At 64.2% G+C, this 13,202-nt stretch carries 18 protein-coding genes; 2 read left to right on the top strand and 16 right to left on the bottom strand.

The window, feature by feature from the left end; translation table 11 throughout:
• The 16 genes from AQY21_RS21250 to AQY21_RS21175 all read right to left on the bottom strand — a co-directional run bounded on the left by AQY21_RS21250 (position 1) and on the right by AQY21_RS21175 (position 11,765).
• A complete protein-coding gene (locus tag AQY21_RS21250) occupies positions 1–1,986 on the bottom strand; it encodes a conjugal transfer protein TraG (protein ID WP_058099589.1) in 1,986 nt (661 codons plus the stop codon).
• 27 nt (positions 1,987–2,013) lie between these two features.
• A complete protein-coding gene (locus AQY21_RS21245) occupies positions 2,014–3,768 on the bottom strand; it encodes a VirD2 family relaxase/mobilization nuclease (RefSeq protein ID WP_058099588.1) in 1,755 nt (584 codons plus the stop codon).
• A gap of 243 nt (positions 3,769–4,011) precedes the next feature.
• The gene (locus AQY21_RS21240) at positions 4,012–4,776 is read right to left on the bottom strand and encodes a lytic transglycosylase domain-containing protein (RefSeq protein ID WP_058099587.1); all 765 of its coding nucleotides are present in this window, start codon (positions 4,774–4,776) and stop codon (positions 4,012–4,014) included.
• Between the two features lie 2 nt (positions 4,777–4,778).
• Positions 4,779–5,114, bottom strand: coding sequence for a DUF736 domain-containing protein (locus AQY21_RS21235; protein ID WP_058099586.1), 336 nt, complete (start codon positions 5,112–5,114; stop codon positions 4,779–4,781).
• Between the two features lie 67 nt (positions 5,115–5,181).
• Positions 5,182–5,724: a S26 family signal peptidase gene (locus tag AQY21_RS21230; RefSeq protein ID WP_058099585.1), complete on the bottom strand. Its 543-nt coding sequence runs from the start codon at positions 5,722–5,724 to the stop codon at positions 5,182–5,184.
• Complete coding sequence (locus AQY21_RS21225) at positions 5,721–6,242, bottom strand: DUF2840 domain-containing protein (protein ID WP_058099584.1); 522 nt, start codon at positions 6,240–6,242, stop codon at positions 5,721–5,723. The genes AQY21_RS21230 and AQY21_RS21225 overlap by 4 nt, the downstream gene beginning before the upstream one ends.
• Positions 6,239–6,493 carry a hypothetical protein gene (locus tag AQY21_RS21220; RefSeq protein WP_043870025.1) on the bottom strand — a complete coding sequence of 85 codons (255 nt, stop codon included), beginning with the start codon at positions 6,491–6,493 and terminating at the stop codon, positions 6,239–6,241. The genes AQY21_RS21225 and AQY21_RS21220 overlap by 4 nt, the downstream gene beginning before the upstream one ends.
• Positions 6,490–7,143: a ParA family partition ATPase gene (parA, locus tag AQY21_RS21215; RefSeq protein ID WP_058099583.1), complete on the bottom strand. Its 654-nt coding sequence runs from the start codon at positions 7,141–7,143 to the stop codon at positions 6,490–6,492. The genes AQY21_RS21220 and parA overlap by 4 nt, the downstream gene beginning before the upstream one ends.
• On the bottom strand, positions 7,140–8,315 hold the full coding sequence (locus AQY21_RS21210; RefSeq protein WP_058099582.1) for a replication initiator protein A: 1,176 nt from the start codon (positions 8,313–8,315) through the stop codon (positions 7,140–7,142). Before AQY21_RS21210 ends, parA begins: the two co-directional genes overlap by 4 nt.
• Positions 8,316–8,333: 18 nt before the next feature.
• Positions 8,334–8,615, bottom strand: a complete 282-nt coding sequence (locus AQY21_RS21205) for an AlpA family transcriptional regulator (protein ID WP_058099581.1) — start codon at positions 8,613–8,615, stop codon at positions 8,334–8,336.
• Positions 8,616–8,752: 137 nt separating this feature from the next.
• Positions 8,753–9,316 carry a DUF2285 domain-containing protein gene (locus tag AQY21_RS21200; RefSeq protein WP_238986852.1) on the bottom strand — a complete coding sequence of 188 codons (564 nt, stop codon included), beginning with the start codon at positions 9,314–9,316 and terminating at the stop codon, positions 8,753–8,755.
• Positions 9,240–9,527, bottom strand: coding sequence for a transcriptional regulator domain-containing protein (locus tag AQY21_RS30280; protein ID WP_369807818.1), 288 nt, complete (start codon positions 9,525–9,527; stop codon positions 9,240–9,242). The genes AQY21_RS21200 and AQY21_RS30280 overlap by 77 nt, the downstream gene beginning before the upstream one ends.
• Positions 9,528–9,634: 107 nt before the next feature.
• The gene (locus AQY21_RS21195) at positions 9,635–9,910 is read right to left on the bottom strand and encodes a DNA -binding domain-containing protein (RefSeq protein WP_058099580.1); all 276 of its coding nucleotides are present in this window, start codon (positions 9,908–9,910) and stop codon (positions 9,635–9,637) included.
• A 93-nt stretch (positions 9,911–10,003) separates the two neighbouring features.
• The gene (locus AQY21_RS21190) at positions 10,004–10,252 is read right to left on the bottom strand and encodes a helix-turn-helix transcriptional regulator (RefSeq protein WP_058099626.1); all 249 of its coding nucleotides are present in this window, start codon (positions 10,250–10,252) and stop codon (positions 10,004–10,006) included.
• 195 nt (positions 10,253–10,447) lie between these two features.
• Complete coding sequence (locus tag AQY21_RS21185) at positions 10,448–10,771, bottom strand: DUF736 domain-containing protein (protein ID WP_011747836.1); 324 nt, start codon at positions 10,769–10,771, stop codon at positions 10,448–10,450.
• 556 nt (positions 10,772–11,327) lie between these two features.
• The gene (locus tag AQY21_RS21175) at positions 11,328–11,765 is read right to left on the bottom strand and encodes a hypothetical protein (RefSeq protein WP_058099625.1); all 438 of its coding nucleotides are present in this window, start codon (positions 11,763–11,765) and stop codon (positions 11,328–11,330) included.
• 169 nt (positions 11,766–11,934) lie between these two features.
• Between AQY21_RS21175 and AQY21_RS21170 the strand changes: the two genes are divergently transcribed.
• Both AQY21_RS21170 and AQY21_RS28085 read left to right on the top strand, forming a co-directional pair.
• A complete protein-coding gene (locus AQY21_RS21170) occupies positions 11,935–12,462 on the top strand; it encodes a 2'-5' RNA ligase family protein (protein ID WP_058099578.1) in 528 nt (175 codons plus the stop codon).
• 457 nt (positions 12,463–12,919) lie between these two features.
• On the top strand, positions 12,920–13,202 hold a 283-nt coding region (locus AQY21_RS28085), incomplete at its 3' end, for a transposase (protein WP_082658211.1).

The following is a 13,202-nucleotide window of genomic DNA, read 5'->3' as shown; positions in this document are numbered from 1 at the left end:
TCAAAGCTCCATCCCGTCGTCGGGATTGAGGGAGACCTGGCGCGCGACACCACGCATCTGCTGCATGATGCGCCGATTGCGGATGGCGCCATCTTCCTCATCCTCGGGTGGGTCGAATTCAAACTCGTTCTCGAGAGGTGTCTGCCTGTCGGCCGACCGGGTCTGCGCCAGCTCCGGCTGAAGACGGCGCTCCGACGCTGTCGGGTCCTCATCCTCCGGTCCCGTCCCGGATACCGGCTCGGGTTCGTCGTCCTGCGGTGGGACTGCCAGACTACTCCAGTCATCCTTCCCGGACGCGCCTACATCCACCAGGTCGGGTGGCGGCAAGACCCGCTCGGTGAACCGCTCATCTTCGTAATACCGTGCTTTTGTCGCCCGGATCGGTGGAGTGCCGGCCACCATGACGATCTCGTCTGAAGGCGGCAGCTGCATGATTTCTCCGGGGGTGAGCAACGCCCGCGCGGTCTCCGATCGGGACACCATGAGATGGCTGAGCCAGGGCGCCAGACGGTGCCCGGCATAGTTCTTCATCGCCTTCATCTCGGTGGCCGTGCCGAGAGCGTCGGATACCCGCTTGGCCGTGCGCTCATCATTGGTCGCGAAGCTCACACGGACATGACAATTGTCGAGGATCGAGTTGTTCGGACCATAGGCCTTCTCGATCTGGTTCAGCGACTGGGCGATGAGGAAGCTCTTCAGCCCGTAGCCCGCCATGAAGGCCAGCGCGCTCTCGAAGAAATCCAACCGGCCAAGCGCCGGGAACTCATCGAGCATCAGAAGCAGCCGATGACGATCATCTTTGCCCTGCAGCTCCTCGGTCAATCGTCGGCCGACCTGGTTGAGGATCAGGCGGATGAGCGGCTTGGTGCGATTGATGTCAGATGGCGGCACCACGAGATACAGCGTAACGGGCCGCGCTTCCCCGACAATGTCGCCGATCCGCCAGTCGCAGCGGCGCGTGACCTGCGCGACGACGGGGTCTCGATAGAGGCCAAGGAATGACATCGCCGTCGAAAGCACACCGGAGCGTTCATTCTCGGACTTGTTGAGCAATTCACGGGCGGCACTGGCGACCACGGGATGCGGCCCCGCCTCGCCCAGGTGCGAGGTCCGCATCATCGCGCGGAGTGTGGACTCCACGGGACGCCGCGGGTCAGACAGGAAGTTGGCGACACTGGCCAGCGTCTTGTCCTTCTCGGCATAGAGGACGTGCAGGATCGCACCGACGAGCAGACTGTGGCTGGTCTTCTCCCAATGGTTCCGCCGCTCCAGGCTCCCCTCGGGGTCGACGAGGATGTCGGCGATGTTCTGAACATCACGAACCTCCCACTCTCCGCGGCGCACTTCGAGCAGGGGATTGTAGGCTGAAGAGTTCGGATTGGTAGGATCGAACAGCAGGACCCGACCGTGCCGGGCGCGGAACCCGGCGGTCAGCTGCCAGTTCTCTCCCTTGATGTCATGAACGATGGCCGAGCCCGGCCAGGTGAGAAGCGAGGGTACGACCAGCCCTACCCCCTTGCCGGATCGCGTCGGTGCGAAGCAGAGCACATGCTCCGGCCCATCGTGGCGCAGGTAGTCCCGGTCATAGCGACCGAGGACCACTCCATCCGGGTCAAGAAGTCCAGCCGCCTTCACCTCGCCCTTATCGGCCCATCGGGCAGAACCGTAAGTCGCGACGTTGCGGGCCTCGCGGGCACGCCAGACCGACATGGCAATGGCCACACCGATAGCGATGAAGCCCCCCGAGGCAGCGATGATCCCGCCTGTCACGAAGACCGACGGCGCGTAGGCCTCATAGAAATACCACCACCAGAAGATGGCGGGAGGATAGTAGATGGGCGTCCCAAACAACACGAACCAGGGTGGGCCCAGCTGTGCCTGATAGCCAAGGCTCGCGGCCACGTATTGCGTTGCTCCCCAGGTGGTGGCCAGAATGATGAGGAAGACGATGGAGACCTGGCCCCAGAGGATCTTGGTCGCGGACATGACTGTCGCTCCTTTCCGGTGTGTTGATCAGAGGCCGAGGCCGCGCTTGCGGCCAAAGTCCCAGTCCACTCCGCCGTCCCCGCGCGCGACGCCGGTGACATCCCGGCCGAGATGCTTTTCGAGGGAGGGGGACCAGGGCACCAGCTGGAAGCCGAGCGCGCCGTCAGCTCCAAAGCCTTCGATCATGGCAAAACGGCCCGAAGCCAGCACGAGACGCTGGCGATAGATGCCGCTGACGTAGTCACCCGGATCAGCCTTGTTGAACGGCAAACCGGTTTCCCCAGAGAGCTGCGCGCCAACCGCCTGCAGCTCCCGGTCGCGCAAGGTTCCGAGCAGGCGCCGGGCAAAGACCACCCTGCCGCCCCGCTGCTCGGCCAGCCCCTCCGAGGTCAGATGATCGGCCCGGGCGTCCAGGGCCTGCCGGACCTCGGCACCGAAGCCCTGGTCCGACAGCGCGAGCGGATCCCGCGCGATGGCCTGCCGGTCGAGCCAGGTGGCCCCCGACGCGGAGACCTGCGCAGCGAGGTCCAGGTCGGACCGGACCGCCAGCGCGACACGACGCTGGCCGCGTGCATCGTCATAGGTGCGGAGTTCCACGATCGAGCCTGGGGCGCTGTCACCGGCGGCGTCGAGATGGGGCAGACGGATATGGTGGCTCCGGCCATCGACACCATCGACGACGGCATAAGCCGTCCCCTTCAGCTCGTCATCCAGACCGCGTTCAACCAGACGACCGATGACGGGAACATCGAGGCTCTCTGCGGCAAGGACGTAACTCGAGGACCCGCGCTCGATCCCCCGGTCCGTCAGGGCACGATGCATCCGCTTGATGATGTCGCCACGCTCCCCGATCTCGCGCAGCACCGCCTCGGCATCGTCCCTGATGTGCCATTGCGACTTTCCGATCTGGTCGGCGACACCGAGCACTTCCAGCCTCCGCAGCCGCCCGATCTTCAACGCGTGAAACGCATCCGGCTGCCGATCCGCATCCGGCGCCATTTCGAGGATGCGCGAACGCCCCGCGTCCCGCAGCAACTGACGATCGAGCTGCGTCCAGCGCTCGGCCCCGATCTGTCGCTCAAGCGTCCGCCGGATGTCGAGATCGCTGCGTAGGCCCAGTTCCTGGGTGATGAGATCCCGTGCCCTGTCCCGCATCCCTTCCTTGATGTAGTCCCGCGAGATCACGAGATCCTGGCCGTCGTCGCGCATACCGCGAACGATCAGGTGGACATGCGGATGCGCGGTGTTCCAGTGATCGACGCCGACCCAGTCAAGCGACGTGCCGAGATCCTGTTCCATCCGCCCGACGAGATCGCGGGTGAAGGATTGCAGGTCAGACATGTCGGGCGCGTCGTCGGGCGAGACGATGAAACGGAAATGATGACGGTCATCGCGACACCGCTCGGCAAAGGCCCGGCCATCGGCATCCTCCGTTCCGGGCCCGAAGAGACTGGCCTTCTCCCCGTCCCGGGTCACGCCATCCCGGCGCAGGTAATCGAGGTGGGCTCCGAGGGGTGCGGATTTCCCGCTGTGCCGGACCACACGCGCCTTGACCACCGCGCCGCGTGTGCGGACGGTGATGAGGCGGTTGGCCTGAATACTGGCGCGTTGACCGCGCCCGAAGCGGGACCGATTACCCGGGGTGACGCGCCCGGCCCGCGAGACACCACCCCCGGCCTTTTTCGCGGCAGCCAGGGCCTGTGCGACAAAGGGCCGGGCCTGCTGCGCCCGTGTCGAGCGGATACCCCCCGGACGGATGCGGAACTCGCGATCATCGGGCATGGGAGTTCCCCACACAGTGCGAAACCGCGGTGAATATCAGAGTGTTAGGCACATCTCGCACGGTGCGCGCACACGCCACACGGTGCGGAACGCGGCGAAAACATGAACAAAAACAACCGCCCAACCGCCGCGCACCGTGCGCCCTTTTATCCTGCCATCCTTCGGTCGTGGTGCCCGCCACCACTCCTTGCGCCCTCCAAGACACGCCAGAGCACGACGGAATGCGAAGTGTCGTCGCGCGGATCATGGCCGGGCCTCACCAGTCTCCGGCTGGACGAAGAGGCCCTCAGATTGCGGGGTGAGGCCCGCCTGCGGCACCGCCGGGATGGGGGAAGGAGCGCCGCCGACCTTTCGGTCAGGCAACACAGGATCGGTTGCAAGCGTCCCGTCTTCGCGGCTGATGAAGATCGCCGCCTCACGCCAATCGAGCGGTCGGGCTGCAGTGATAGCGGTGCCCGATGGCCGCTCGCCAAGCAGAACGGGTGCAAGCGCAGCGACATAGGCACGTGTCTCGGGAGGCAGCGGACGATCCGCCAGTCGGTATTCTTCGTAGCGGGCGGGACCGGCATTATAGGCCGCCAGCATCGCCGAGACATCGCCATAGCGGTCCCACATCTCGCGCAGATAGGCCGTGCCCGCGAGGATGTTGTCACGCGGCTCGAAAGGGTCTCGGCCGAGGCCATGACGGATGCGCAGCCCGGCCCAGGTGTCGGGCATGACCTGCATGAGCCCCATCGCGCCAGCGGAAGACACCGCGCGCAGATCGCCCGCGCTCTCTGTCCGCATCACGGCCATGATCCATGTCGTCGGAATGCCGAAGCGCTGCGATGCCTCGGTGACCTGGGCGGCATAGGGATGCGCGGCGATTGCGTGTTCGGGCACACCGGTTTGCGCCAAGAGCGGCTGCGTGGCGGTGGCCGGGAGGAAGAGGCCGGAAAGAAGAAGGAGGAGAATGCGGTGGCAGATGCCACCCTTCCCCGAGGCGGGACGGGTGCAGGACGCGATCATCGTCAGTCCTGCTCGTCGCGTTTCTTCGGGCGGGTCCAGTGCAACCCCCAGTCCCTGCCTTCCTCATCCGACTGGAACAGGCGGGCGCGGATCGGATGCTGGAAAACCGGATCATCGAGCAGGACTGAAACGAAAGCCCCTGCGGTTTCGCCGGTGTGTTTCCAGCCCGCGCCAACCTCCGGGCCCTCCTCGTCACCGAGGTGGATGCGATAGGCGGGAGCTTTCTCGGAGTCGACGGTGTCGGTGGGAACGAATGTCAGTTCCAGGTCGAGAGAGAGCGTACGCAGCTGTCCGGCATAGCCAGACGGGGTACGTTTGAATTGGCCGATTTGCGGCATTGGAGACTCCTTCTTTAAGCGGTGAGTGGGATGCGGGCCGCTTGCACGTCCCGCCATGAACGCGCCGTCACCTCTCCGGCGCGTGCCAGACGAGGCGGCCATCGCTACCCTCGTCGGTGAACAGTGGACTGGCCCGGCCGATCACTGCCGAGGTGGGGAACGGACCGAAGTAGCGGCCATCGAAGCTGTCAGAGACCGCCGGGTTCATCAGGAAGACCTCGCCCTCTACGATGGTGCGGCAGCCCTGCCAGACAGGAAGATCGCGGCCCTGGCTGTCGCGCTCTCGCGCCTCCCCCAGGTGTCTGCCATCGACGGTGATCGCGGCGCCGTCACGGCAGACCCGTTGTCCCGGCAGCCCGGTGACGCGCTTCAGGATCGGCACATCGCGACCGACATAGCCGCGCGCGACCATGAAACCTGCAAAGGGTTCGGGCGGCATGACCACGACCAGATCTGGCACCTCGAGCCGATCCGCCGGCGCGATGGCGTAGAGACCAATCGGCACGCTGGCCGAGGCGTTCCAGACCAGCCGTGGCGCAGTCGGAACGCTGCCGGCGATGACGGCGGCGAGCGCCGCGACCGTCGCCATGATGTAGCGGGCACGGGTCATTTTCCGATCTCCCGACGCCGGAGCCATGCGGCATGGCGTTCCGCCGTATAGCGTCGTGGCGCTGCGCCCGCCTTCATCCAGTGGGCGACATGGTGCCAGTGATAGGGATCGACCTCGGCAGGATCGATGCCGAGACCCTCGATGGCATCGACATGGCGGAGGACCTTCTCGACCTTGGGCCAGCCTTCGATCTTCAACAAAATCTCGCCACCTGGGCGCACGAAGGGCAGCGTCTGACAGGCGCTCCCAGGCGCGACCGCACGCACGATGTCGATGCGCGAGACGACGGTTCCATAGTCATTCGCCGCCCAGCGGACGAAGCCAAACACGGCGCCGGGACGGAAGAAGACGATGCGGCGGCTGCGGTCGAGGATCTGTTCCCCGGCCGCCTGGCCGAACCTGATCCAGAACTCGATCCGCTTCTCCACCCAGGTCAGTTCCACGCGCGTCAGCTCGCCGCGGGAATGGGCGTCGAACGGTCCGTCTCCGGTCACGCCGGGGATCACAAAGCCGGTCATTGAGGTTCTCCTTCGGGTTCCGGGTATTCGCGCCCGAGCAACTCGCGCAGCATGTCAGCGACAGTGACGCCGCGGCTGAAGGCTGCGACCTTGATGCGACCGCGCAGGTCCGGGGTGATGTCGATGGTGAGCCGGGCCGTATAGATCGCCGCCGCGCGACCGTGTGCGGATGGCGCCTCGCCAGCCTTGATCCAGGTCTCGGCATCGACTGGCCGCGCGGCGAAACCACGCTTGTCATTGCGCCCGGTCATACCGCCACCTTCCCAAGACCGAGGCGCCCGATCTCAGACGTCAGCGCCGCGATCTCTCGGGCAGCAGGCGATTGACGGTCAATGTCACTGGCGAGGCGACCAGTTTGTGCCGCATCTGCAAAGACGACGCGCTGACAAATCGTGCTGGCAAGCACAGGAGGATCGTGATCGGCCAGCGCCTCGGCAGTGTCCCGGGCGATGACGGTGCGCGCGCCGCAGCGGTTGAGCAGGAAGCGGGCGACAAGTTCCGGCCGATAAATGCGGGCCTCCGCAAGGAGGGACAGCATCTCGGCAGAGGCCCAGCCATCGAATGGCGAGGGCTGGACCGGGATCAGCACCAGATCGGCGGTGAGCAGCGCTGAGCGCATGAGCCCCGCAACACGCGGTGGGCCATCAATAACAACATGGTCGACTGTGCAGGCAAGTTCGGGGACTTCGCGGTGCAGGGTGTCACGGGCCAGGCCGAGGGTGCCGAAGAGCCGCGGCAGACCTTCGCGGGCGCGTTGCTGCGACCAGTCCAGAGCGGAGCCTTGCGGGTCGGCATCGATCAGGGTGACACGCTTGCCCTGTATCGCCAATTCACCAGCAATATGAAGCGCAAGCGTCGTCTTGCCGACGCCACCCTTCTGCTTGAGCAGAGCGATGATCATTTGCCACCTCCCGGCAATTCGAGAGGAAGGCGGGGCGTATCTGGATGATCGGAGGCTGCTGCAACACCCTGATCGGAAGCCGGTCGCAGCACCGATGGGGCGACGGCTGCCTTCGTCTTACCGGCCTGGCTGAGGCTTTTTGCGGTGGCACGGATGAGGTTTTCCACACCATCAGCGCGCTCTTCAAAGTTAGAGTCTTCGTTAGATTCTAAGTTAAGAGAGCGATTTCCGCTTTTGCTTCCATACGTTGCACCCTGTTTGGGTTCCTGATAGCACGAGCCCCCGGTTCCTGATGGCACGATAGTCCGGGTTCCCGATAGCACGAGCGCATTCACAGGTTTTCCACAGCCCTGCGCGGGCTCGAAGGCCAGCAGCTTGCGGCCACCAACCTCAGTCTCGAGAAAGAGCGTATAGCCCGGCAGCGGCTGCCGCCGGATGATGTCGCGAAGCTCGAAGGCAAACCGCTTGAAGGGCGACAGTGCCCCGGACTTCTGGTGAAGATGATGGAAATCGAACCGCCAGCCATCGCGCTGTCGGCCACCGTGCTTGCGCACCAGGCGATACAGCCAGCGGTCGAGCCCGCCGGTCAGGTCGAAATACGCCCGGTCGATGGTGAGGATCAGCGCATTGTCGAGCACCGCTTGGTAAAACCAGTCGGGCACGATCAGTTCGATGCCGTCCGGGCGCCCGTCCCTGTCGCTGCGCTCCTGCCATTCGTTGATCCAGGAGAAGCGATGGCGGCGTCCTTCAGCCGGCTGCCGGATCGAGGTGGAGATCGTCGTCGACTGCAGACGATCCAACGCCGCCTTCAGGCGCTGGTAATCCCGCGCGCTAGTTCCGCGACCGACATAGGTGAGGATCTCATATGGGGTGGCAAGCATCAGCCGGGAAGTGCGCAGGCCCGCGTCACGCGCCTCGACGATCTGGCTGGCCGCCCAGATCAGGATGTCGGCATCCCAGATCGTGGCCATGCCGTGATCGGGAACCGCCTCGACCCGGATGCTGACGCTGCCAGCGGCAAAGTCGATCGGCGCAACGCGCTTCGACTTGGCGAGGGAGAAGAAGGGATAGGCCATGAGGTCCTGCGCATCTCTGGGGGCGAAGTCACCGGGCAGCGCGCGGAACAGATCGAGCTGCCCACGCTCGGAGCGGGGTTTGCGTCCATCGGTCATGACGGCATTGCCGCCACGTCAGCGCACGAAGCGGCCGGGCTGCTGGAGATTGGCGAGCGTCTGGCGTTTCGCCGGCAGCACCTGTCCGCGCGGATCGGAGGTCGAGGTGACAGCGCCGCGTCCGACCCAGGCCTGCAGGTCCTCGATCGCGTAGACCACACGTCCGCCCAGCTTGTGGTAGGCGGGACCGGTGCCGTAGGTCCTGTGCTTCTCCAACGTGCGAGCGGACAGGCTGAGGAACTGCGCGGCTTCCTTGGTGCGCAGATAGCGCGGGGGAAGTTCGGTTGAGATGGCGGACATCGGGCGTCTCCCTGCTGTGTGTGACCACTGCCGCGAAACAGCGGCTGATGACGGTCACGTTGGCGAAGCGCGTCCGGTCAGATGCAGTGGGGAGTTGGCAGGGGTAAATTCGCACACCGCGGTGCGGGATCGCCGACCTAGAGGCGGCGCTGGTGACGCAGGAGCTTGCGATAGCCGCCGGCGATCAGGTCACGCCCCTCACGAAGGAGGCTGGAGACGGCAAAACGGGCCGAGGAGACCTGCCATTCATCGCGGTCCAGATGACCGGTACGGAACAGCACCTCGGCGATCTGCTTCTGGGTCGCGCCGTCGAAGGCGGCGTCGGAGGCCTGGAGGACACGCCGCAGCCGCGCTTTCTGCTGCGCGGTCAGACGGGTGTCGCGGGGGATTGATCGACGGCGGTGCAGGTCCGCCAGGAGCCGCTGGATCGCCTCCATGCGGTCAAGCCCCTCGGAGCCGAGCGGAACGGTAGCCACAAGCCGACCGTGCTGCTTCAGGGGAACGACGAGATGCAGGTCTGTTCCGTCCGGCAGCCTGTGGCGCAGGTGCTTACCAATGGGGGATGCCCGGCCCTTCGGGGCGACTATCTCACCGCCGGGGGCGTCTGTCTCTTCAGAAAATACCTCAGGGGCGACCGCGAGGATCACGGCGCTGGTATCGATTTCGGGGCGCCAGAATATCTCGGCGACAGTCGCGGCCAAACCGGGCCGTATCGGGAAAGCACAGACCCCATCGACGGCCGACCTGATCCCTCAGGTCAGCCCTCTCAGGTGGTCCCCCTGCAAGTTCTGCATAGTCATCTTGATACTCGGGATTACGGCGCAGGCACTCCCAGCCGAGTTCCGGCGCGGCCAGATCATCGAGATAGTCATAGGCCGCCTGGTCACGCCAATTCGAGCGGTCGGGTTGCATGGCATCGCCTCTCCCCTGGGTTGATCTCAGGAAAAGGATTCCGGGAGATCAATCACTTGGGAAGTCCGCCCCAAGGCATCAGGTGATGCGTGGCACGCATCACCTTCTCAGCCGGTGCGCCCCGTCGCCAACTGCCGATAGCCCTCGGAACTCAGCCAGCGCGCGCGTTCAAGATGGGTATCATGGACCAGGCGCGCCCGCTCAGGCTCTTTCTGCGTATCGAGGCCCAGGATGATCTGCGCTGCCTCCTGCCAGCTCGCGCCCTCGCCGGCAGCATCGAGCAGACGCATATATTGCGTCATGTGACGACGGTCATAATCCGTCACCACGGTCCCTTGCGGCGGTACATCCTGCAATTCGCCTCTTCTCACACGCAACCCCATTGCGGTTTGCCAGCATGTTTAGCACGGTTGTTCGATCTTCTTGTGAGCATGGCGACGGCGGGCGTCCCTCTTCGGGGAGACGTGCCGGAAAGCTCAGCCCTTCGGGACGGCCTTCGCCTGAACATGCATCACTCCAATCCCCTGGTCGGAGTTCAGGAGCAGAATGCCATTCGCTTCAAAAGCCCGTCGAACCTGATCGCGCGTGGTCTCGTAGACCTCGAGTCCGCTTTCGGATTCGAGGCGCTTGAGCGCGGTCAAAGATACCCGGGCCTCATCCGCAAGCTGCTCCTGTGTCCAGCCAAGAAGCGCACGCGCGGCCCGCGATTGTCGGGCGGTGATCATGCAGATCACCTCCCATCCGGCCCGGCGCGCACACCAGAACTACGACTATTATAGTCGCTCTCAGAAGAATCTCTACCGGATTTCTTCCGCGTTTATATCGCGTTTTCGTCTTGGCGCCGCCGAACGGGAAAACTGATTCGGTTGCCCGGTTTGGCGGGCGGGCCCCGGCCTGTCGGCCGGGGCCTCACGGCGCCGCTACTCGCTGCGGCGACCGTTGGGGCGGGACCAGATCAGCGCGTAGCTCTCGCCGTCCTCCTCATCGAAGAGATTGGCGTAGATCGGGGCGGTGAAACTCGGATCGTCGAGCTTGAGGCCCAGATAGTCGCGGCCCTCGCCAGAGCGCTTGGACCAGGCGGCGCCGATCTCGGCGCGGCCGACGAGGACCCGGTGGCTGGGGGCGTTCTCGCCGGTGGCGCGGGTGTCGGGGACGATGCGCACGCCCTTGGCCTGAACGCTGAGGGTGACGATTTCGCCGGTGAATTCGTTGCCGGTCTTCTTGAAGGTGCCGATGGTTGCCATTTTAAGTCTCCGTTTTCCGTTTCCGGGTCCGCACCATTACGGCCCGATGGCGATCGACAGGCCGAAGACGACCGGCGGCGCACCCCCGGCGTGCCGGGGGCCGGACAGCACAGGCAGAACTTTCTTGTCTCGCGCGGAATGGGCGCAGCCCAGGGGAAGAAAGTTATGGCGGCGCTGTTGCGCCAAGCCGGTCGAGGCACAGCCGGTCTTCGGCCAGATCAGGCCATTGAAAGGGCCGTATGGAGCGGACATGGGACGGGTAAGGAACGGAGACGATGGCAACCGCGGATGCTCATCAGCCTGACCGGCCTTTCACCGGCGGATTGGCTCGCCCGCGACAGGCATTGCGCGTCGTTCTCCAAGCGCCCCGCCCGACGTGCCGCCCGCGATCACAGGAGCAGTCTGCCGCTCGAACGGTCCGCCATTCCCACCGCTCAGCCACGGGCAGCGACGCGGGTCTCATGCCGATCCGCACACCGCTCCATACCGGCATCCTGACGATCGGAATGGCATTCCAGCGCTGATCCGGGCCCGCCTCGTCGGATCGTTGGCATTGTCAGGCGCCGACGGCCAATCCGTCCGAAGTGTCGGCGGCCATGCCGGCAATGCGGAGGAAGGCGGAAACGCCAACGGCGCCAGCGCCGATGACGGCGAAGATCATCTGCCATGTCTCCGAGGGCATCATAGTCCTGATGATCCCGAGGGTCGCGTAGAACCCAGCCAAGACTGCGGGTACGACGAAGATCAGCACGATGACAAAGCGCGCCCAGAGCGGGCGCACGAGTATGATCAGCACCTGACCGATGGCCAGCGTCAAGCCGGCGGCAAAGCCGCCGACGAGGATTGCACCGAGCCAGCCCGCGCCAGTTCCATAAGCCCAGATGCCGGTATGAAGTCCAACGAGGAACGGCAGGGCGAAGACTGCGAGGGTAAACACCAACCAGCACAGGCCCGCAATGGCCGCGAAAGATGCAAGGATTCCGAGAGCGATCATGGTGGTGTCTCCCGTTTGACGTGGAACGGTCGCGCCTTCCACCACCACCATGGCGCAACCTGAAAGTTGGCAGAATTCTGGCCTTTGCGCGAGACACAAGGTGACCCGCCCCCGCTGAGGGAACCAGGCAATCGTTGACCCGTGGTGCAGTTTTCCCCACTGTGTCGTGATGATTTACGTCCTGGCATATCCGCAATTTGAGCCGAGTATCGCCGAACGCATTCGTCAGTTTCGGACCGAGAACGAGCCGGCCAGAGCCGAACTCGTCCCCCCACACGTAACTCTCGTGTTCGGGCTGATGAATACTCGCCCTCATGAGTTCCTGGAACACTGCGAGGCGGTGGCCAACAGGTCATCGCAGTTTGAGATGTCATTCGTCTCAGAGGAGATTACACGCGATGCCTTTGAAAAGACCTATAAACTGCTACTCGTCAGTTCGACCGGAAATTCCCAGTTAGCGGCACTGCATGAGCAACTCTACGAAGGCGCTCAGAGGGCGGAGCAAAAGGAAGATATCACCTACCGTCCACACATGACGGTCGCGACGAACCCCGATCGAACGATTATCAAGAATTTGGACACTTCTTCCCTCGGAGGCTTCCCGCTCTTGGGAACCATCCGGGCCCTGGAGGTGGCTAAGCTTGAGAACGGGAGGCTACACCACCTTCGCACCACCCCGTTCGCAAAGTCGGGCTAGGGTTTTAAGGCGGCTTGCGGAAGCGCGACAGGCGGTCGTGCGTGATCCGCGCCGCGCTTCTTCACTTCCGGCCCATAGCCGCAGGTCGGCCTCGACATATGCTGCTTTGCCGCATTCCCGGAAGCTGCCGCTCGGTTGCGACGCAGCGAAATACCCGTTCACACGTATCGTACAAACTGATCACCTCTGTTCCGGAGGTTTTTGGCAAGTCACGCGAAAATCGGCGACGATAAGGAGCGACCTCTAGACTCGAATTCGTGCTTGGGCTGTAATGTCCGCCAGCCGCAAACCGCGTCTAAGAACTTCAGCTCGAACTTCGTCGTAGACAGGAGCGATTCCCTTAGGGTCGCGGATGGTCATTAGCAACGCAAAGCCGATGCCTTCGTCCGGGATAATGTAAGCTCCCGGTGAGGACCGTCTGACGCTGAAGGTGGGATGGATGTAGGAGGCTGAAGCTATGGACACCCATAGCTTCAGTTCCCAAGTCGAGGTTCTCTCGGTGACCGATAGTGGTCGGCGGCGTCGCTGGTCGGCTGCCGAGAAGATCCGTATCGTCGAGGAAAGCCTGTCGCGCCCGCGCAGCGTGGCGCTGACGGCGCGGCGTCACGATATCTCTCGCGCGTTGCTGACGCGCTGGCGGAAGGACTATCGCGAGGGCCTTCTCGGAAATGAGCCTGCCCTGACCTTTGCGCCGGTGATGATTGCTGCCGAACCTGTGCCTGTATCGGTATCACCTGCGG

Source organism: Paracoccus sp. MKU1 (assembly GCF_001447385.1).
In the GTDB taxonomy this organism is placed as follows: Bacteria; Pseudomonadota; Alphaproteobacteria; order Rhodobacterales; family Rhodobacteraceae; genus Paracoccus.
Note: the sequence above shows the minus strand (reverse complement) of the source record. Positions and strands in the feature narration are given on the sequence as shown.